The organism is Extensimonas perlucida, from assembly GCF_007655255.1.
Classification (GTDB): Bacteria; Pseudomonadota; Gammaproteobacteria; order Burkholderiales; family Burkholderiaceae_C; genus Extensimonas; species Extensimonas perlucida.
Genome location: NZ_VMYE01000001.1, coordinates 358,830 through 377,403 on the forward strand (window position 1 = coordinate 358,830; position 18,574 = coordinate 377,403).

Genomic DNA, 18,574 nt, shown 5'->3' on the forward strand with positions numbered 1-18,574 from the left:
CCACCATGGCTGAAATCAAAAACTATTCGCTGAACTTCGGCCCCCAGCACCCGGCAGCGCACGGCGTGCTGCGCCTCGTGCTCGAACTCGACGGTGAAGTCGTGCAGCGCGCCGACCCGCATATCGGCCTGCTGCACCGCGCGACGGAAAAGCTCGCCGAGCACAAGACTTTCATCCAGTCGCTGCCCTACATGGACCGGCTCGACTACGTGTCCATGATGTGCAACGAGCACGCATACTGCCTCGCGATCGAAAAGCTGCTGGGCATAGAGGTGCCGCTGCGCGCGCAATACATCCGCGTGATGTTCGCCGAAATCACGCGCCTCTTGAACCACCTGATGTGGCTGGGCTCGCACGGCAACGACTGCGGCAGCTCCACGATCCTGATCTACACCTTCCGCGAGCGTGAAGACCTGTTCGACATGTACGAGGCCGTGTCCGGCGCGCGCATGCACGCGGCGTACTTCCGCCCTGGCGGCGTTTACCGCGACCTGCCCGACAGCATGCCGCAATTCAAGGTCAGCAAGATCAAAGGGCCGAAAGAGCTCGCGGAACTCAATCGCAACCGCCAGGGCTCTTTGCTCGACTTCATCGATGATTTCACGCAGCGCTTTCCGAAGTGCGTCGATGAATACGAAACCCTGCTCACCGACAACCGCATCTGGAAACAGCGCACCGTCGGAATCGGCGTCGTCACGCCCGAGCGCGCGCTCAATCTTGGCATGACCGGCCCCATGCTGCGGGGCTCCGGCATCGCCTGGGACTTGCGCAAAAAGCAGCCTTATGAAGTCTATGAGCGCATGGATTTCGATATTCCCGTGGGCAAAACGGGCGACTGCTACGACCGCTACCTCGTGCGCGTACATGAGATGCGCGAGTCCAACCGCATCATCAAGCAGTGTGTCGATTGGCTGCGCGCCAACCCCGGCCCGGTGATCACCGACAACCACAAGGTGGCCCCGCCATCGCGCGAGGCCATGAAGTCCAACATGGAAGAGCTGATCCACCACTTCAAGCTCTTCACCGAAGGCTTCCATGTGCCCGAAGGCGAGGCGTACGCGGCCGTCGAGCATCCCAAAGGCGAATTCGGCATCTATCTCGTCAGCGATGGCGCCAATAAGCCGTACCGGCTGAAGATTCGCGCGCCGGGCTTTGTGCACTTGTCCGCACTCGATGAAATCGCGCGGGGCCACATGCTCGCCGACGCCGTGGCCATCATAGGCACCCTGGATATCGTGTTCGGAGAGATTGACCGATGATTTCTGAAGCGACCAAAGCCCGCTTTGCACGCGAAGTGGCCAAGTACCCCGCCGAGCAAAGACAGTCTGCCGTGATGGCCTGCCTGTCTATCGTGCAGCAGGAACAGGGCTGGGTGAGCCCCGAAGCCGAGCAGGACGTGGCCGAATACCTCGGCATGCCCACCATCGCCGTGCACGAGGTCACGACTTTCTACAACATGTTCAACCAGGCGCCGGTGGGCCGTTTCAAGCTCAACGTCTGCACGAATCTGCCCTGCCAACTGCGCGACGGTCTCAAGGCGCTGCACCATTTGGAGCAAAAACTCGGTATCCAGATGGGTGAAACCACGGCCGACGGCATGTTCACGCTGCAGCAATGCGAATGCTTGGGCGCATGCGCAGACGCCCCTGTGATGCTGGTCAACGACCGCACCATGTGCAGCTTTATGGACGACGAAAAGCTCGACCAACTGATCGATGGCCTGCGCCAGGCTGAGGAGCGCCCATGACCACGGCAGCACAAATTCTGGCGCAGTTCCAGGCCACAGGCGTACAGACCTGTTTTCACGGGCGCCACATCAATCCGCAGATATACGCCGGGCTGGACGGCAGCAACTGGAGCCTCAAGGATTACGAGGCGCGCGGTGGCTACCAGGCTTTGCGCAAAATTCTCGGCAAGGATGGCGGCGAAGGGCTCACGCAGGACCAGGTCATTGCCACGGTGAAGGATTCGGGCCTGCGCGGACGCGGTGGTGCGGGCTTTCCCACGGGCTTGAAGTGGAGCTTCATGCCACGCCAGTTCCCGGGGCAAAAATATCTGGTGTGCAACTCCGATGAAGGCGAGCCGGGTACCTGTAAAGACCGCGACATCCTGCGCTACAACCCGCATACCGTCATCGAGGGCATGATCATCGCGGCTTATGCCATGGGCATTAGCGTAGGCTACAACTACATTCACGGCGAGATTTTCCAGGTGTATGAGCGCTTCGAAGCGGCGCTCGAAGAAGCGCGTGCTGCCGGCTACCTCGGTGAGCGCATTCTGGGTAGCGATTTCAGCTTCCAGTTGCACGCCGCGCATGGTTTTGGTGCCTACATCTGCGGCGAGGAAACCGCCTTGCTCGAGTCGCTCGAAGGCAAAAAAGGCCAGCCGCGCTTCAAGCCACCTTTCCCTGCAAGTTTCGGTTTGTACGGCAAGCCCACGACGATCAACAACACCGAAACTTTTGCGGCCGTGCCTTGGATCATCCGCAATGGTGGCGCAGCCTATCTGGCGTGCGGCAAGCCCAACAATGGTGGCACCAAGATTTTTTCCGTCAGTGGCGACGTAGAAAATCCCGGCAATTACGAGATTCCACTCGGCACGCCATTTGCCAAATTGCTCGAATTGGCGGGCGGCGTGCGCAAAGGGCGCCAGCTCAAAGCCGTGATCCCGGGGGGGTCTTCAGCGCCGGTGCTGCCAGCAGCCATCATGATGGAGTGCACCATGGACTACGACTCCATCTCCAAGGCCGGCTCCATGCTGGGCTCGGGCGCCGTCATCGTGATGGACGACACGCGCTGCATGGTCGAAAGCCTGCTGCGACTGTCCTACTTCTATGCCCACGAATCCTGCGGCCAATGCACGCCGTGCCGTGAGGGTACGGGCTGGTTATGGCGCATCGTCGATCGCATCCACAAAGGACAAGGCCGCGAGGGTGACCTGGAACTGCTCGACTCGGTCGGCGAAAACATCATGGGCCGTACGATTTGCGCGCTCGGCGATGCTGCGGCCATGCCGGTGCGCGCCATGCTCAAACATTTCCGTCCCGAGTTTGAGGCAAAGATCCGCAATAAGGCCGGGCAGGGTGCTGTTTCCGTCAACTCCGCGTCTGCCTGATCGCGAGAACGAATATGGTTGAAATTGAACTGGACGGTCAGAAAGTGGAAGTCGCCGAAGGCAGCATGGTGATGCATGCGGCCGAAAAGGCGGGCACCTACATTCCCCATTTCTGCTACCACAAGAAGCTCTCGATCGCGGCCAATTGCCGCATGTGCCTCGTGGATGTGGAGAAGGCGCCCAAGCCCGTGCCGGCGTGCGCGACGCCGGTCACGCAGGGGATGATTGTGCGCACCACGAGCGAGAAGGCCATCAAGGCCCAAAAGTCCGTGATGGAGTTCTTGCTTATCAACCACCCGCTCGACTGTCCGATTTGCGACCAGGGCGGTGAATGCCAGTTGCAAGACTTGGCCGTGGGTTATGGCGGCTCGGCCTCGCGCTACCAGGAAGAAAAGCGCGTGGTGTTCCACAAGGACGTGGGCCCATTGATCTCCATGGAGGAGATGAGCCGCTGCATCCATTGCACGCGCTGCGTGCGTTTCGGCCAGGAAATCGCCGGCGTCATGGAGTTGGGCATGATCCACCGTGGCGAGCATTCCGAAATCACCACGGTATCCGGCAGCACGGTCGATTCGGAACTGTCGGGCAACATGATAGACATTTGCCCCGTTGGTGCCTTGACGAGCAAACCGTTTCGCTACAGCGCGCGCACCTGGGAGCTTTCGCGCCGCAAGTCCATCAGCCCGCACGATTCCACCGGGGCAAACCTGATCGTGCAGGTCAAAAACCACAAGGTCATGCGCGTCGTTCCCTTCGAGAACGAAGAAGTCAACGAATGCTGGATCGCGGATCGCGACCGCTTTTCCTATGAAGCGCTCAATAGCGCAGAGCGCTTGACCCAGCCCATGCTCAAACAGGGGGGCGTCTGGAAAGAGGTCAACTGGCAGACTGCGCTCGAATACGTGGCAAATGGCCTGCAAGACATCAAGAAAAAACAAGGCGCCGCGAGCATAGGCGCTTTGGTCAGCCCACACAGCACGCTCGAAGAACTCTATCTCGCCGCAGAGTTCATGCGCGGTCTGGGCAGTGACAACATAGACCATCGCTTGCGCCATGCGGAGTTCCCGCCCTTTGCGGGGGTGCGCTGGCTGGGCACGCTGATTGCATCGCTCTCGAAGCTGCAGCGTGTCTTGGTCGTTGGTTCGAATTTGCGCAAAGACCACCCGCTTTTCGCCCAGCGTATTCGCCAGGCAACGCGCCAGGGCTGTGTGGTCAGCATGATCGATGTCCAGCAGCGCGACTGGGCCATGCCGGTGGCCCATACGTTGCTGCAGCCAGCTGCCGACTGGGTGCAGGCATTGGCCCAGGTGGCGGCGGCGATTGCCGAGGCAAAAGGGGTGCCGCTGCCTGCGGGTGCAAGCGCTTCTTTTGATGCCACAGCGCAGGCGATCGCGCAATCGCTGCTCGGCGGCGAGCGCAAGGCCGTGCTGCTGGGCAATGCGGCTGCACACCATGCGCAAGCCTCGCGTTTGTTGGCCCTCGCGCACTGGATCGGTACACAGACAGGTGCATCGGTCGGCTATCTGACCGAAGCCGCCAACACCGTGGGCGCCCAGTTCGTGCGTGCTCAGCCATTGCAGGGAGGCCAAAATGCCGCGCAAATGCTTGCGGGTGGACTGAAAGCTGCGCTATTGCTGAATACCGAGCCTGTCTTTGACTCCGCAGCGGGTGCCAAAGCCGTTGCCGCCCTGGACGCCGCAGACATGGTCGTGACCATGAGTCCCTTCAAGGCGAACATGGAGTTCAGCGATGTGCTTCTTCCGATCGCGCCGTTCACGGAGACTTCCGGGAGTTTCGTGAATGCCGAAGGGCGTTTGCAGAGCTTTCATGCCGTGGTGCGGCCTTTGGGCGAGACGCGCCCGGCCTGGAAGGTGTTGCGTGTGCTGGCAAACATGCTCGGACTTCCCGGCTTCGAGTTCGAGTCCTCGCAGGAAGTGCTGATGCTGGCAACCAAGACTCCGGTCGGGCAGGAGCCCGTCATTGCCACCTCCGCATTGAGCAATCAGCCGGCCCAAGGAAGCGACGGGGGCGAGGCTGCCAGCAGCGCGGCTGACCCTGTGGTGGCATCCATTTACCAACTCGACGGCTTGGTGCGCCGCGCTCCCGCTTTGCAGCGCACTGCCGATGCGCGCAGCGCAAGGGAAGGGGGTATGGCATGATCGATGCGCTCTACAACGCAGGGCTCGGTTTGAGTGGCCAGGGATGGTGGATGAACGCCGGCTGGCCTGTTGTCTGGACACTGCTCAAGATCGTCGCCGTGCTGATCCCGCTGCTGCTCGCAGTCGCGTACCTTACGCTGTGGGAGCGCAAGCTGTTGGGCTTCATGCAGGTGCGCTACGGCCCCAATCGCGTGGGTCCCATGGGCTTGCTGCAGCCGATCGCCGATGCGCTGAAGTTGCTGACCAAAGAGATCATTCAGCCGACAGCGGCTGACAAAGGGCTGTTCGTTCTCGGCCCTGTCATGGCCATTATGCCTGCGCTTGCGGCCTGGGTTGTGATTCCTTTTGGCCCGCACGTGGCCTTGGCCGACGTGAATGCCGGTTTGTTGCTGATGATGGCCATCACTTCCATAGAGGTGTATGGCGTGATCATCGCAGGCTGGTCGTCAAATTCCAAATATGCCTTTCTAGGTGCACTGCGTGCTTCGGCGCAAATGGTGAGCTATGAAATTGCCATGGGTTTTTGCTTTCTCGTGGTCATCATGGTTTCCGGCAGCATGAACCTCACGGACATCGTCATGGCGCAATCGCGTGGTATGGCTGCGGACATGGGGTTGGCGTTTTTGTCGTGGAACTGGCTGCCGCTGTTGCCTATGTTCATGGTGTATTTGATTTCCGGCGTCGCCGAAACCAACCGGCATCCGTTCGATGTGGTCGAAGGCGAAGCGGAAATCGTCGCCGGTCATATGGTCGAATATTCGGGCATGGGATTCGCCATCTTTTTCCTGGCCGAATACGCGAGCATGTGGCTGGTGTCGATTCTTGCGGTGCTCATGTTCCTCGGCGGATGGCTCTCGCCCATCAACACCGAATTTTTCAATGCCATTCCAGGGTGGATCTGGCTGGGCCTCAAGACTTTCGTCGTGGTTTCCATGTTCATCTGGATTCGCGCCACCTTCCCGCGTTTCCGGTATGACCAGATCATGCGTCTGGGGTGGAAAATATTCATTCCAGTGACGCTGGTGTGGCTTCTCGTCGTTGGCGCGTGGTTGCTTTCGCCCTGGAATATCTGGAAGTAAGCGGGGACACAAATGGCTGCTGTTGCTGCTACACCTTTTTCGCTCAAGGATTTTTTCAAGAGCTTTTTGCTAGTCGAATTGTTCAAGGGCATGGCCTTGACAGGGCGTTATGCGTTTCGCCGCAAGGTTACCGTGCAATATCCCGAGGAGAAGACGCCGCTGTCACCGCGGTTTCGTGGCTTGCACGCTTTGCGCCGCTACGAAAACGGCGAAGAGCGTTGCATCGCCTGCAAACTTTGCGAGGCCGTGTGTCCTGCGATGGCCATCACCATAGAATCGCAACAACGCGAAGATGGCACCCGTCGCACCACGCGCTATGACATCGACCTGACCAAATGCATTTTCTGCGGGTTTTGCGAGGAAAGCTGCCCGGTCGATTCGATCGTCGAAACCCATATCCTCGAATACCACGGCGAGAAGCGCGGCGATCTGTATTTCACCAAAGAGATGTTGCTGGCCGTCGGCGACAAATACGAAGCGGAAATTGCTGCGGCCAAGGCTGCAGACGCAAAATACCGCTGAAGCGGCGCGACCAAAAACTGGGCCAGACTTTCTATAAAGAACCGATTCATGGACGCCAAGACTGGTTTTTTCTATTTTTTCTCGATCGTACTGCTGTTTGCGGCCTTTCGGGTGGTGACGGCGCGCAACCCCGTGCATGCGGTGCTGTATTTGATACTGGCCTTTGCCCAGGCAGCTGGGCTTTGGATGTTGCTGAAGGCAGAGTTTCTCGCCATTGCGCTCGTGCTCGTGTATTTGGGTGCGGTGATGGTGCTGTTTCTTTTCGTGGTGATGATGCTGGACATTCGCGTTGACACCGTCCGCAAGGGATTCTGGAATCATTTTCCCTTGGCGGCGACGGTGGGCGCGCTGATCGCGCTTGAAATGGCCGCCGTGCTGATGGGTGGTTTCCGCGGTGTCGGGGAGCCTAAGTCCACGTCTGTCGTCGCGGATGCGGCGGGACACGCGGTACAGGCATCCAATGTGAAGGCCTTGGGGAAGCTGCTTTATACGGAGTATCTTTTCCCGATTGAAATTGCTGCCGTCATCCTCCTGGTGGCCATGCTTGCCGCCATTGCCTTGACTCTGCGTCAGCGCAAAGACAGCAAGGCGATAGACCCATCCGAACAGGTGCATGTGCGCGCCGCAGATCGGCTGGAAGTGTTGAAGATCGCGGCAATCCCGCGAGCTGCGCCGGCCAGCGATGTGCCGGTCGAGGAGAAAAAAGTATGACCTTGACCTTGGGGCATTATCTTTCACTGGGGGCAATGCTTTTTGCGCTTGCGGCGATCGGCATTTTCTTGAATCGCAAGAATCTCATTGTGCTGCTCATGGCCATAGAACTCATGCTGTTGGCGGTGAACACCAACTTCGTGGCTTTTTCGCATTACCTTGGCGACATGCACGGTCAGGTGTTCGTATTTTTCATTCTGACGGTCGCGGCTGCTGAGTCAGCCATTGGTCTGGCCATTCTGGTGCTTTTGTTCCGCAACAAGGCCAGCATCGATGCGGAAGATCTCAATACCCTCAAGGGTTGAGTCGTAGCCCTACGCAAGGTCCTCTAGAATGAGTCAAACCCTCTCTGCTTCCACGCTTCTGACCGTGCCGTTGGCGCCGCTCGCCGGCGCCGTGCTGGTAGGTATTTTCGGCACTTCCTTCGGTGGAAACAAAATTGGCCGCACCCTGAGTCATGGCCTGACGATTTTGGGTGTCCTCGTGGCCTTCATTCTGTCGGTCATGACGCTCAAGAGCGTGGCGCTCGATGGTGCGCGCTTCAATGAAACCATCTACACCTGGATGGTGGCGGGCGGCTTGAAGATGGAAGTGGGCTTTTGGGTGGACAGCTTGACGGCGATGATGATGGTCGTCGTGACCTTTGTTTCGCTCATGGTGCATGTTTATACGATTGGCTACATGGCAGAGGACGAGGGCTACGATCGATTTTTTGCCTATATTTCCCTGTTTACTTTCTCGATGCTCATGCTGGTCATGAGCAACAACCTGCTGCAGCTGTTTTTCGGCTGGGAAGCCGTGGGATTGGTTTCCTATCTGCTCATTGGATTCTGGTTCAACAAGCCATCCGCAATTTTTGCCAACATGAAGGCCTTTTTGGTCAACCGGGTTGGCGACTTCGGGTTCATTCTGGGAATTGGTTTGATTGCTGCTTATGCAGGCACTCTGAATTACGGCGAGATTTTCGCCAAAGCGCATGTGCTGGCGGAATTAGGATTCCCAGGAACGGACTGGCTGCTCATTACCGTGATCTGCATCTGTCTGTTCATCGGTGCAATGGGTAAGAGTGCGCAGTTTCCTCTGCATGTGTGGCTGCCGGATTCCATGGAAGGTCCGACACCCATCTCCGCGCTGATTCATGCAGCCACCATGGTCACGGCGGGGATTTTCATGGTCGCGCGCATGTCGCCATTGTTCGAGCTTTCGGATACCGCGCTCAATTTCATCCTCATCATTGGGGGCGTCACGGCCCTGTTCATGGGCTTGCTGGGCATCATTCAGAACGATATCAAGCGCGTGGTGGCATACTCCACCTTGTCGCAGCTGGGGTATATGACGGTGGCGCTGGGCGCGTCCGCATATTCGGTGGCGGTATTTCACTTGATGACCCATGCGTTTTTCAAGGCGCTGCTGTTCCTGGGCGCAGGTTCGGTCATCATGGGCTTGCATCACAACCAGGACATTCGCTGGATGGGCGGGGTGCGCAAATACATGCCGATCACGTGGATCACTTTCCTGTTGGCATCTTTGGCGTTGATCGGTACGCCTTTCTTTTCCGGGTTTTATTCCAAAGACAGCATTATCGAGGCCGTGCACGCCAGCCACTTGCCAGCCGCTGGATTCGCGCATTTCGCAGTGCTCGCAGGGGTTTTCATTACCGCTTTTTATTCGTTTCGCCTCTATTTTCTGGTCTTTCATGGCAAGGAGCGGTATGACCAGAATCCCGACGCACATGAGACGGAAGCGCACGCGCACGGGCATGATGCACACCACCATGCGCCGCACGAGTCCCCGTGGGTGGTGACGGTACCTTTGGTGTTGCTCGCGATTCCTTCGGTGGTGTCAGGCTTCCTGTTCATCGGACCCATGTTGTTTGGTGACTTCTTCAAAGATGCCATTTTTGTCGATCTTGCCAAGCATCCCGCGATGGCAGAACTTGCGCAGGCGTTTCATGGGCCGGTTGCCATGGCATTGCATGGGTTGCAGGCGGCGCCGTTTTGGCTTGCCTTGGCGGGCGTTGCCCTTGCTTACTACATGTATCTGGTGAATCCGGCCTTGCCTGCTGCGATCAAGCGGCGTCTGCATCCGCTATACGTCCTGATGGACAACAAATACTACCTGGATTGGATCAACGAGAACATCATTGCGCGTGCAGCCAGAATTCTGGGTACGGTTCTCTGGAAGGGTGGCGATCGCGCCATCATCGATGGTGCCGTGGTGAATGGCTCCTGGAAAATCGTGGGTTGGGTGGCCGGTGTCGTGCGCTGGGTGCAGTCTGGGTACGTTTACCACTATGCTTTGTTCATGATTTTGGGCGTCTTCGTGTTCTTGACGTATTTTGTCTGGCTCAACAAGTAGGAGAAAAAGAAAAATGGGACTGTTGAGTCTTGCTATTTGGGTGCCCATTGGCTTTGGCACCCTGCTGCTGGCCATGGGACGTGAGGGTCAGGTAGCCGCTGTGCGCTGGCTTGCCCTGCTGGGCGCGTTTCTGGGCCTTTTGGTCACCTTGCCCTTGTACGAAGGGTTCAAACTTGGAACTGCGGCGATGCAGTTCGTCGAAAAGACGAGCTGGATCGAAAGCTTTAACATTTACTACCATCTTGGGCTGGACGGCATTTCGTTCTGGTTCGTGCCGCTCACGGCGTTCATCACGCTGATCGTGGTGATTGCCTCATGGGAGTCGGTGACGGAGCGTGTAAACCAGTACATGGGCGCCTTTCTGATTCTTTCGGGCCTGATGATCGGCGTTTTTTCCGCGCTTGATGGCATGCTGTTTTACGTGTTCTTCGAGGCCACGCTGATACCCATGTACCTTATCATTGGTATTTGGGGTGGGCCGAACAAGATTTATGCTGCTTTCAAATTCTTTCTCTACACCCTGCTCGGCTCTTTGTTGATGCTGGTAGCGCTGGTCTACCTCTATAACCAGTCTGGTGGTAGTTTCGATATCGCTACCTGGCACAAGATGCCTTTGGGTGCCACCGCGCAAACCTTGCTGTTTTTCGCGTTTTTCGCTGCGTTTGCGGTCAAGGTGCCCATGTGGCCAGTGCATACCTGGCTACCGGACGTGCACGTGGAGGCGCCGACCGGTGGCTCCGCAGTGCTTGCCGCCATCATGCTCAAACTTGGCGCGTATGGTTTTTTGCGCTTCTCCCTGCCTGTCACCCCGGACGCAGCCCATGAGTGGGCCTGGCTGATGGTGGCGCTGTCGCTGATTGCGGTCGTTTACGTGGGGCTCGTTGCCTTGGTGCAGACCGACATGAAAAAGCTCGTGGCCTATTCTTCGGTGGCGCACATGGGTTTTGTGACGCTGGGCTTTTTCGTGTTCAATGACCTCGGGGTGTCGGGTGGCCTGGTGCAAATGATCGCCCACGGATTTGTGTCGGGTGCGATGTTTTTGGCGATCGGTGTTTTGTACGATCGCGTTCATTCTCGCGAAATTGCCGCCTATGGTGGCGTTATCAATACCATGCCCAGGTTCGCGGCATTTGCCTTGCTTTTCTTCATGGCCAACTGCGGTTTGCCTGGAACGGCGGGTTTCGTCGGTGAGTGGATGGTGATTCTTGCCGCCGTGCAATCGAATTTCTGGATTGGCCTGACCGCAGCCACGGCACTCATACTGGGTGCGGCTTATACCTTGTGGATGTTCAAGCGGGTGTATTTGGGGCCGATTGCCAATGAAAACGTGCGTAGCCTCAGCGATATCGGGAGCCGGGAGTTTTTGATCTTGGCATTGCTCGCTCTGGCGGTATTGGCGATGGGTATTTATCCCCGTCCCTTTACCGACGTGATGAATGCTTCCGTCACGGAACTGCTGCGCCATGTGGCCCTGTCCAAGCTAAACTGACAAGACTGAACCGAAAGATTCGAGATGATTGATAACATCAGCTGGCTTGCCGTTTACCCAGAGATTGTGCTGCTGGTGATGGCGTGCGTGATCGCGTTGGTCGACTTGGGTGTGCGCAGCCACCGCCGGACGGGAACCTATGTGCTGACGCTGTTGACGCTGGCGGTCGTGGCTGCATTGCAGGCCATGTACGCGCGCAACGGGAGTACGTTTTACGGCTTTGGCAACATGGTGGTCAGTGACGCCATGGGAAATTGGCTCAAGTGCTTCGCCACGATCGCGGTCATGGTGACCTTGGTCTATGGCCGGTCCTATGCGGCTGATCGAGACATGCTGCGCGGCGGCGAGTTGTTCACCTTGTCGATGTTCGCCTTGCTCGGCATGTTCATCATGATTTCAGGCAACCATCTGCTGGTGATCTACCTCGGTTTGGAATTGCTCACCCTATCGAGCTATGCGCTGGTCGCCCTGCGGCGTGACGATGTCAGAGCGACGGAGGCGGCAATGAAGTATTTCGTGCTTGGTGCCATGGCCAGTGGGTTCCTGCTGTATGGCTTGTCCATGCTTTACGGAGCGACGGGGTCTTTGGACATCGGACAGGTGTTCAAGGCGGTCATTTCTGGACAGGTGCGCCATCAGGTGCTGGTTTTTGGGCTGGTGTTCGTGGTGAGTGGCTTGGCTTTCAAACTGGGCGTGGTGCCGTTTCACCTCTGGATTCCCGATGTGTACCATGGTGCGCCTACGGCAATCACCCTGATGATTGGCGCGGCCCCTAAACTTGCGGCATTCGCGATCACCATTCGCCTATTGGTGGATGGGCTTTTGCCGATGGCGATCGATTGGCAGCAGATGCTGGCGATCATGGCGATTGCTTCATTGCTTTTGGGAAATTTGGCAGCCATTGCGCAAACCAATCTGAAGCGTATGCTGGCCTATTCCACCATTGCGCAAATGGGTTTCGTGCTGCTGGGTTTGCTGTCGGGCGTGGTGAATGGTCAGGTGGAGGCCATTGCGGTACAAACTGCCTATAGCTCTGCCATGTTTTATGTGGTGACTTATGTGTTGACAACCTTGGCGAGCTTCGGCGTGATTTTGTTGCTAGCGCGTGAAGGCTTCGAGAGTGAGGAGATTTCTGATTTTGCGGGCCTGAACCAGCGCAGCCCCTTGTATGCTGCCGTGATGGCAATTTGTCTGTTCTCTTTGGCGGGCATTCCGCCTCTGGTGGGTTTTTACGCAAAACTTGCGGTTTTGCAGGCCTTGATCGCGTCGGGGCAGGCGGCTTACATTGCTTTGGCCGTGTTTGCGGTCATCATGTCGCTGGTCGGTGCGTTCTATTATTTGCGGGTCATCAAGGTGATGTATTTCGATGCACCGCTAACGGCCACAAGCGTGTCTGCGGGCCCGGATGTGCGGGTGGTGCTTACGCTCAATGGTGCGCTGGTGCTTTTGCTGGGCCTGTTGCCTGGCGGGCTGATGGCTTTGTGCTCGGATGCGGTGTTGCGCGCGTTGGTCACCTGATTTGTAGGCTTTCATTCCCTCATGAGCCAGACTGCATCGATATGGCTGGTGATATTGGCCGCCGCACTGGCGGCCAATTTGCCTTTTTTGAGCCAGCGTTATTTCTTTGTCGGCCCGCGGGCGGGAGGAAAAAAAACCTTGTGGCTGCGCCTCCTGGAATTGCTCGTCTTGTATTTTTGCGTGGGCGCACTGGCCTTGCTGCTGGAGCGACGCTTGGGCCAGATCAGTCCGCAGACCTGGGAGTTTTATGCCGTGACGGGAACATTGTTTTTGACACTCGCGTTTCCGGGTTTCGTTTATCGTTATCTGTTGCGTCGCTATGAAGGTGCTTGACCTGAAGTGTGGGCAAGACCATTCCTTTGAGGGCTGGTTTGCATCCGAAACGGACTTTCAGGAGCAGGTGCACAAGGGCTTGCTGCAGTGCCCTTTGTGTGGCGACACGGGTGTGGACAAGCAGCTCAGTGCTCCGCGCCTGAATCTTGGTGCCAAAGCGCCTCGTGCTGTAGGCGCGTCAGACGAAGATTCGTTGCCTGCGGCAAATGCCTCGCTCGAGGGAGTGACAGCTGCCGTGCAGGGCGCCTGGCTTGCGTTGACGCGCGAAATCATGGCGCATACTGAAGACGTTGGGGAGCGATTTCCTGAGGAGGCGCGGCGTATGCATAGCGGTGCGGCCCAGGAGCGGGCGATCCGCGGCCAAGCCTGCGCTGAGGAGATCGCGCAATTGCGCGCGGAGGGCATTCCCGTGATCCCGTGGATGGTGCCCCCGGCACTCAAGGAAACGCTGCAATAGGGTGCGGCTTGACGAGTTCCAGGCTGCGCTGCGCGGCATAAAGACCCAGGCGCACCATCGTTCTGTGATCCTGCTTCAACAGCACGGCGGCGCGCGGCAGCGATGACTCGATGCGCGGTTTGCCGCCCGCGGTCTCGTAAATCGACGGCTTGGGGTAGCTCTTGCCGCTGCGATCCAGCAAACTGGCGACGAGGGGATGGTTGGTGGCCGTGCCGCGCCGCAACACGAGTGCGGTGTCACCATTGTCCATGCGCACAAAAACGCCTGGCGGGCACAGGCCAAGCGCACGCACTAGCGCGCGATTGACTTCGTCTGTGGCTTCAGTGCTGCGGCTGAAAATGGCACGCACCGATTCCGTGATGCTGCGGCCGGCGCGGCTCTGGCGGGGGCTGATCATTGCGGCGTAACGGTCTATGGTGCTCAGGATACGCACGAGTCGCTCTTGCGGCGCTTGTGCCGACAAGGCGTTGCCCGGCGGGGGGAGGTGGGTATGGTGCAGTTGCACCACGCGCAGCCAGAGTTCGTCTTGCACGCGCAGGCGCTCGAGCAAGTCGCGCCCATTTTCTGCATGCGCCCGGATCGCGTTTTGCTGTGCTGCGCTGGGTTTTTCGCGCTGTTGTGCTAATTCATCCTGGAGCGCAGTCATGCCGATGTTCATCGTGAGTGCCGCATGCACCAGGCTGTCGCGCTCACGCTGGCCGAGTTGCAGCTCTTGCGCCAGCACGTGGCACAGCGTGCCACACACCAGGGCATGCGAGGTGCTGTAGCCCACGGTGGAGGTGCTGGCGAGTTGAAACATGAGGTAGAGCCCGGCGTCGGTGTCATGCGCCATCAGGTCCTGCAGCCAACGGTCGAGCTGGCGCACCTTGTCTGCAAAGTGCAGCGCTTGCAAGGGTGCAGACAACAAGATCGCGAGGGCGGATTCCAGGTCGGCCCAGAGGCCGAGCAAGTCCTCGTACTCGCCATCGTGGCCGCGGTGGCTGAAGGCAGACGGTGGTGACATGGGTGCCAGGCCAGTGACTCAGCGCTTTTCCAGCACCATCCGGTCGTTCATTCGGGTCATTTGGAACTCTTCGAGAATGCTGTTGCCTAGCAGCACGAAGGGCATGGGCTGGGGTGTGACGATGGCGTCGATGCCGAAAACCTCGACGTCGCCAATGCGCACGGAGTCCAGCTTGATGCGCCAGCCTTGCGCAATGCCGTTTGCGGTGCTCAAGCGCACGGGCTGGCCATTTTGATAGTTCAAGCCGAGGCGTTCGGCGTCGGGGCGGCCGATTGCGACCATGGAAGCCCCAGTGTCCACCACGAAGTCCATGGTGCGTCCATTGATGGTGCCATTGCCCACGAAATGACCGCGTCCGTCGGCGAGCAGTGTGACACGCCGGCCGCTGCCGCCCTGCCTGCCCACGCTCACCGGGGCCTCTCCGAGCCGCAGGTTACGGCGCAGACCGTTGACTTCTACCACGGCATCATCGCGCCCGACGGAGAGCACCTTGACGCCCTGGTGGACTTCGCCCGCCGCCATGCTGCGCGGTGGGTTGCCGTCTATGACCAGAAGTGCCTTGCTCCCCAGAATGCCGGACAGGGCCACCGCCTGCTCGGCGTGTACGGGCACGCCAAAAAGACTGCCACTGGAGCACAGAGCCATCGCAGCAAGAAAACGCAGGGCGTGGCGCTGCAAGGGCTGCATTTCAGTCGCGGAAGTTGTTGAAAGACAAGGGAACGTCTGCGACCTCTTTGCGCAGCAGCGCCATCACGGCCTGCAGGTCGTCGCGTTTGGCGCCCGTGACGCGCACCGATTCCCCCTGGATGGCCGCCTGCACCTTGAGCTTGCTGTCTTTGACCAGGCGCTGGATCTTTTTGGCCAGCTCGCTTTCGATGCCGCTGCGCACCTTGGCCACTTGCTTGACTTTGTCGCCGCCGACTTTCTGCACCTCGCCCATATCGAGAAAGCGCACATCCACATCGCGCTTGGCGAGCTTGGCGCGCAGGATGTCGGCGATCTGCGTGAGCTGGAATTCGGCGTCACCCAGCAGCGTGATTTCCTTGTCCTTGAGTTCGATGCCGGCGGAGGTACCCTTGAAGTCGAAGCGGGTGGCGATTTCCTTGGCGGTGTTTTCGACGGCGTTTTTGACCTCTACGAGATCGGGTTCGCACACGGTGTCAAAGGAGGGCATGGTGTTTCTCGGTGGTTCGATCGATGGGGGCAGCTGCCTTGCGGGCACCACGAAAAGATCGTGGACCTGTTCTCAGGTGCGTGGCGCATCATCGGAATGCGAAAATCGCCCTATGTTAGTCGAGAAAAACTGCTCTTTGCAGCCCTTCAACAGCTTTGGCATCGCAGCGCGCGCGCAGACCCTGGTGCATGTGCGCAGCGTCGATGACATTTTGCAATTGCTGGAGCACAAGGAACTGGGGCGCGGGCCTTTTTTTGTGCTGGGCGGCGGCAGCAACATCGTGCTCACGGGGGATGTGAAGGCGGTGGTGCTCAAAGTCGAAATCAAGGGTCTGCGTGTGCTCGAAGACACTGCGCAAGCCTGGATCGTGGAGGCGGGGGCGGGTGAGCTCTGGCACGACTGTGTGCGCTGGACGCTGGCCCACGGCCTGCCCGGCCTGGAAAACATGGCACTGATTCCCGGCACTGTGGGCGCGGCGCCGGTGCAAAACATTGGCGCCTACGGGGTGGAGCTGCAGGATCGTTTCGAGTCGCTGGACGCCGTGGACCTGGCCACCGGGCAGTGCTTCACGCTGGATGCCGCGCAGTGCGGTTTTGCCTACCGCGACTCAGTGTTCAAGCACGCGCCATCCCTGGCGATGGCGGGTGGCGGTCTGCCGCGCGGCATGGGGCTGGCCGGGCGCGCCGTGATCACGCGCGTGCGCCTGCGCCTGCCCAAGCCCTGGAAGGCGGAACTGAGCTACCTCGATCTGCAGCGCCGCAGCGCCGAAACCGGGATTGCGCAGCCCACGGCGCAGCAGGTGTTCGACTGGGTCTGCGCCATCCGTCGCGCCAAGCTGCCCGATCCGCAGGTGCTTGGCAATGCAGGTAGTTTCTTCAAAAACCCCAGCGTCACGCCCGAACAGTGCGCCGACATCATCGCGCGCGACCCGAAGATCGTGCATTACCCCATGCCAGATGGCAGCTTCAAGCTGGCGGCGGGTTGGCTGATCGATGCCTGCGGCTGGCGCGGCAAGTCCATAGGCAAGGCCGGGGTGTATGAAAAGCAGGCGCTGGTGCTGGTCAACCGCGGGCAGGGCCAGGACAGCGTGACCGGCGGCGAGGTGATGACGCTGGCGCGCGCGATCCAGACCAGCGTCTATGAGCGCTTTGGCATTCGCTTGGAGCCCGAGCCCGTGGTGGTGTGACGGAAATTGCTCTTCTAATGAGAGCTATCTACGCTTGTGTATCAAGCACTATTGCCCCAAAAGACTACAAAAAACCGCCCGAAGGGCGGTTTTTTACACTGGCAACGCAAGGATTCGTGCCAACATTTCAGGAATCATTGCCCAGCAGCGGCAAGGGCGAATCCTTGCTTGCCGCGAGCAGCCCCGTTTGAGCGTAGATACCGAGCTTGGCGCGCGTGTCCACGATGTCGAGGTTGCGCATCGTGAGTTGGCCGATGCGGTCGCGTGGCGAGAACATCGACTCGCCCTTTTCCATGGTCAGGCGCTCGGGGTGGTAGGTGAGGTTGGGGCTTTCGGTGTTGAGCAGCGAGTAGTCGTTGCCGCGGCGCAATTCCAGCGTCACCATGCCGGTGACGGCGCGCGCCACCCAGCGCTGTGCGGTTTCGCGCAGCATGATGGCCTGCGGGTCGAACCAGCGGCCCTGGTAGAGCAGACGGCCGAGCTTCATGCCGTTCATGCGGTACTGCTCGATGGTGTCTTCGTTGTGGATGCCGGTCACGAGGCGCTCGTAGGCGATGTGCAGCAGCGCCATGCCGGGCGCTTCGTAGATGCCGCGGCTCTTGGCTTCGATGATGCGGTTTTCGATCTGGTCGCTCATGCCTAAGCCGTGGCGTCCGCCGATGCGGTTGGCTTCGAGGATCAGCGCCACCGGGTCGTTGAACTCGACACCGTTCAGCGCCACGGGCTGGCCTTCTTCGAAGCGCACGCTGACTTCCTCGGCCTTTACTTGGCAATCCTCGCGCCAGAAAGGCACACCCATGATGGGGTTGACGATGCGGATGCCCGAGTTCAGGTATTCGAGGTCTTTGGCCTCGTGCGTGGCGCCCAGCATGTTGCTGTCGGTGCTGTAGGCCTTTTCGGCGCTCATCTTGTAGTCGAAGCCGTTGGCGATGAGGAATTCGCTCATCTCCTTGCGGCCGCCGAGCTCGTCGATGAACTTCTGATCGAGCCAGGGCTTGTAGATTTTGAGTGCCGGATTGGTGAGCAGGCCGTAGCGGTAAAAACGCTCGATGTCGTTGCCTTTGTAGGTGCTGCCGTCGCCCCAGATATGGACGTCGTCCTCTTTCATCGCGGCCACGAGCATGGTGCCCGTGACGGCGCGGCCCAGCGGCGTGGTGTTGAAATAGGTCAGCCCCGCGGTAGAGATGTGAAAGGCGCCCGCCTGCAGCGCGGCGATGCCCTCGTGCGCGAGCTGCTTGCGGCAGTCGATCAGGCGGGCCTTCTGGGCGCCGTATTCGAGCGCTTTGCGCGGGATGGCTTCGTAGTCGGGCTCGTCGGGCTGGCCCAGGTTCGCGGTGTAGGCAAAGGGCAGGGCGCCTTTGCGCTGCATCCAGAGCAGCGCAGCGCTGGTGTCGAGGCCGCCCGAAAAGGCGATGCCGACCTTCTGGCCGACAGGCAGGTCTTGGAGGATCGTTGCCATGGGATTGAACGG

General features: G+C 59.1%; 18 protein-coding genes. 14 read left to right on the forward strand and 4 right to left on the reverse strand.

Going from position 1 to position 18,574, the window contains the following annotated elements; genetic code table 11:
- Positions 1-5: 5 nt before the first annotated feature.
- Genes FK527_RS01935 through FK527_RS01995 form a run of 13 tightly spaced genes read left to right on the forward strand, consistent with a single transcriptional unit; the run spans position 6 to position 13,740 of the window.
- The gene (locus FK527_RS01935) at positions 6-1,259 is read left to right on the forward strand and encodes an NADH-quinone oxidoreductase subunit D (RefSeq protein WP_144729115.1); all 1,254 of its coding nucleotides are present in this window, start codon (positions 6-8) and stop codon (positions 1,257-1,259) included.
- The gene (nuoE, locus tag FK527_RS01940; protein WP_144729117.1) at positions 1,256-1,747 is read left to right on the forward strand and encodes an NADH-quinone oxidoreductase subunit NuoE; all 492 of its coding nucleotides are present in this window, start codon (positions 1,256-1,258) and stop codon (positions 1,745-1,747) included. The genes FK527_RS01935 and nuoE overlap by 4 nt, the downstream gene beginning before the upstream one ends.
- Positions 1,744-3,114 carry an NADH-quinone oxidoreductase subunit NuoF gene (nuoF, locus tag FK527_RS01945; protein WP_144729119.1) on the forward strand — a complete coding sequence of 457 codons (1,371 nt, stop codon included), beginning with the start codon at positions 1,744-1,746 and terminating at the stop codon, positions 3,112-3,114. The genes nuoE and nuoF overlap by 4 nt, the downstream gene beginning before the upstream one ends.
- A 14-nt stretch (positions 3,115-3,128) precedes the next feature.
- Positions 3,129-5,273 carry an NADH-quinone oxidoreductase subunit NuoG gene (gene nuoG / locus FK527_RS01950; RefSeq protein WP_144729121.1) on the forward strand — a complete coding sequence of 715 codons (2,145 nt, stop codon included), beginning with the start codon at positions 3,129-3,131 and terminating at the stop codon, positions 5,271-5,273.
- Positions 5,270-6,352 carry an NADH-quinone oxidoreductase subunit NuoH gene (gene nuoH, locus FK527_RS01955; RefSeq protein ID WP_144729123.1) on the forward strand — a complete coding sequence of 361 codons (1,083 nt, stop codon included), beginning with the start codon at positions 5,270-5,272 and terminating at the stop codon, positions 6,350-6,352. The genes nuoG and nuoH overlap by 4 nt, the downstream gene beginning before the upstream one ends.
- A gap of 12 nt (positions 6,353-6,364) precedes the next feature.
- Complete coding sequence (nuoI, locus tag FK527_RS01960) at positions 6,365-6,874, forward strand: NADH-quinone oxidoreductase subunit NuoI (RefSeq protein WP_144729124.1); 510 nt, start codon at positions 6,365-6,367, stop codon at positions 6,872-6,874.
- Positions 6,875-6,922: 48 nt separating this feature from the next.
- Positions 6,923-7,585: an NADH-quinone oxidoreductase subunit J gene (locus FK527_RS01965; RefSeq protein ID WP_144729126.1), complete on the forward strand. Its 663-nt coding sequence runs from the start codon at positions 6,923-6,925 to the stop codon at positions 7,583-7,585.
- Entirely contained in the window at positions 7,582-7,890 is a 309-nt protein-coding gene (gene nuoK, locus FK527_RS01970; protein ID WP_144729128.1) for an NADH-quinone oxidoreductase subunit NuoK, read from the forward strand. The genes FK527_RS01965 and nuoK overlap by 4 nt, the downstream gene beginning before the upstream one ends.
- Before the next feature lie 28 nt (positions 7,891-7,918).
- The gene (nuoL, locus tag FK527_RS01975) at positions 7,919-9,943 is read left to right on the forward strand and encodes an NADH-quinone oxidoreductase subunit L (RefSeq protein WP_144729130.1); all 2,025 of its coding nucleotides are present in this window, start codon (positions 7,919-7,921) and stop codon (positions 9,941-9,943) included.
- A gap of 13 nt (positions 9,944-9,956) precedes the next feature.
- Positions 9,957-11,432: an NADH-quinone oxidoreductase subunit M gene (locus FK527_RS01980; RefSeq protein WP_144729132.1), complete on the forward strand. Its 1,476-nt coding sequence runs from the start codon at positions 9,957-9,959 to the stop codon at positions 11,430-11,432.
- A gap of 24 nt (positions 11,433-11,456) precedes the next feature.
- Positions 11,457-12,950, forward strand: coding sequence for an NADH-quinone oxidoreductase subunit NuoN (nuoN, locus tag FK527_RS01985; protein WP_144729134.1), 1,494 nt, complete (start codon positions 11,457-11,459; stop codon positions 12,948-12,950).
- Between the two features lie 21 nt (positions 12,951-12,971).
- The gene (locus FK527_RS01990; protein ID WP_144729136.1) at positions 12,972-13,283 is read left to right on the forward strand and encodes a DUF2818 family protein; all 312 of its coding nucleotides are present in this window, start codon (positions 12,972-12,974) and stop codon (positions 13,281-13,283) included.
- On the forward strand, positions 13,270-13,740 hold the full coding sequence (locus FK527_RS01995; RefSeq protein WP_144729138.1) for a DUF1178 family protein: 471 nt from the start codon (positions 13,270-13,272) through the stop codon (positions 13,738-13,740). Before FK527_RS01990 ends, FK527_RS01995 begins: the two co-directional genes overlap by 14 nt.
- Here the strand turns inward: FK527_RS01995 and FK527_RS02000 are convergent.
- The 3 genes from FK527_RS02000 to FK527_RS02010 are packed head-to-tail and all read right to left on the reverse strand — an operon-like array spanning position 13,721 to position 15,917.
- On the reverse strand, positions 13,721-14,743 hold the full coding sequence (locus FK527_RS02000; RefSeq protein ID WP_144729140.1) for an HD-GYP domain-containing protein: 1,023 nt from the start codon (positions 14,741-14,743) through the stop codon (positions 13,721-13,723). The two genes, FK527_RS01995 and FK527_RS02000, sit on opposite strands and share 20 nt — an antisense overlap.
- 18 nt (positions 14,744-14,761) lie before the next feature.
- Positions 14,762-15,430 (reverse strand): retropepsin-like aspartic protease family protein, encoded by a 669-nt coding sequence (locus FK527_RS02005; protein ID WP_425460392.1) that lies wholly within the window; start codon positions 15,428-15,430, stop codon positions 14,762-14,764.
- A gap of 1 nt (position 15,431) precedes the next feature.
- Positions 15,432-15,917: a YajQ family cyclic di-GMP-binding protein gene (locus tag FK527_RS02010; RefSeq protein ID WP_144729142.1), complete on the reverse strand. Its 486-nt coding sequence runs from the start codon at positions 15,915-15,917 to the stop codon at positions 15,432-15,434.
- Positions 15,918-16,029: 112 nt separating this feature from the next.
- Here FK527_RS02010 and murB point away from each other — a divergent pair, with 112 nt between their 5' ends.
- On the forward strand, positions 16,030-17,103 hold the full coding sequence (gene murB, locus FK527_RS02015; RefSeq protein WP_144729144.1) for a UDP-N-acetylmuramate dehydrogenase: 1,074 nt from the start codon (positions 16,030-16,032) through the stop codon (positions 17,101-17,103).
- 127 nt (positions 17,104-17,230) lie between these two features.
- On the opposite strand, the gene argG is transcribed toward murB, so the two are convergent.
- Complete coding sequence (gene argG / locus FK527_RS02020; RefSeq protein WP_144729146.1) at positions 17,231-18,562, reverse strand: argininosuccinate synthase; 1,332 nt, start codon at positions 18,560-18,562, stop codon at positions 17,231-17,233.
- Positions 18,563-18,574 lie beyond the last annotated feature (12 nt).

Bases quoted from the DNA above. Each gene is read 5' to 3' on its own strand.
- FK527_RS01935 (WP_144729115.1), top strand. From the start codon at position 6: ATGGCTGAAATCAAAAACTATTCGCTGAACTTCGGCCCCCAGCACCCG.
- nuoE (WP_144729117.1), top strand. From the start codon at position 1,256: ATGATTTCTGAAGCGACCAAAGCCCGCTTTGCACGCGAAGTGGCCAAG.
- nuoF (WP_144729119.1), top strand. From the start codon at position 1,744: ATGACCACGGCAGCACAAATTCTGGCGCAGTTCCAGGCCACAGGCGTA.
- nuoG (WP_144729121.1), top strand. From the start codon at position 3,129: ATGGTTGAAATTGAACTGGACGGTCAGAAAGTGGAAGTCGCCGAAGGC.
- nuoH (WP_144729123.1), top strand. From the start codon at position 5,270: ATGATCGATGCGCTCTACAACGCAGGGCTCGGTTTGAGTGGCCAGGGA.
- nuoI (WP_144729124.1), top strand. From the start codon at position 6,365: ATGGCTGCTGTTGCTGCTACACCTTTTTCGCTCAAGGATTTTTTCAAG.
- FK527_RS01965 (WP_144729126.1), top strand. From the start codon at position 6,923: ATGGACGCCAAGACTGGTTTTTTCTATTTTTTCTCGATCGTACTGCTG.
- nuoK (WP_144729128.1), top strand. From the start codon at position 7,582: ATGACCTTGACCTTGGGGCATTATCTTTCACTGGGGGCAATGCTTTTT.
- nuoL (WP_144729130.1), top strand. From the start codon at position 7,919: ATGAGTCAAACCCTCTCTGCTTCCACGCTTCTGACCGTGCCGTTGGCG.
- FK527_RS01980 (WP_144729132.1), top strand. From the start codon at position 9,957: ATGGGACTGTTGAGTCTTGCTATTTGGGTGCCCATTGGCTTTGGCACC.
- nuoN (WP_144729134.1), top strand. From the start codon at position 11,457: ATGATTGATAACATCAGCTGGCTTGCCGTTTACCCAGAGATTGTGCTG.
- FK527_RS01990 (WP_144729136.1), top strand. From the start codon at position 12,972: ATGAGCCAGACTGCATCGATATGGCTGGTGATATTGGCCGCCGCACTG.
- FK527_RS01995 (WP_144729138.1), top strand. From the start codon at position 13,270: ATGAAGGTGCTTGACCTGAAGTGTGGGCAAGACCATTCCTTTGAGGGC.
- FK527_RS02000 (WP_144729140.1), bottom strand. From the start codon at position 14,743: ATGTCACCACCGTCTGCCTTCAGCCACCGCGGCCACGATGGCGAGTAC.
- FK527_RS02005 (WP_425460392.1), bottom strand. From the start codon at position 15,430: ATGCAGCCCTTGCAGCGCCACGCCCTGCGTTTTCTTGCTGCGATGGCT.
- FK527_RS02010 (WP_144729142.1), bottom strand. From the start codon at position 15,917: ATGCCCTCCTTTGACACCGTGTGCGAACCCGATCTCGTAGAGGTCAAA.
- murB (WP_144729144.1), top strand. From the start codon at position 16,030: ATGTTAGTCGAGAAAAACTGCTCTTTGCAGCCCTTCAACAGCTTTGGC.
- argG (WP_144729146.1), bottom strand. From the start codon at position 18,562: ATGGCAACGATCCTCCAAGACCTGCCTGTCGGCCAGAAGGTCGGCATC.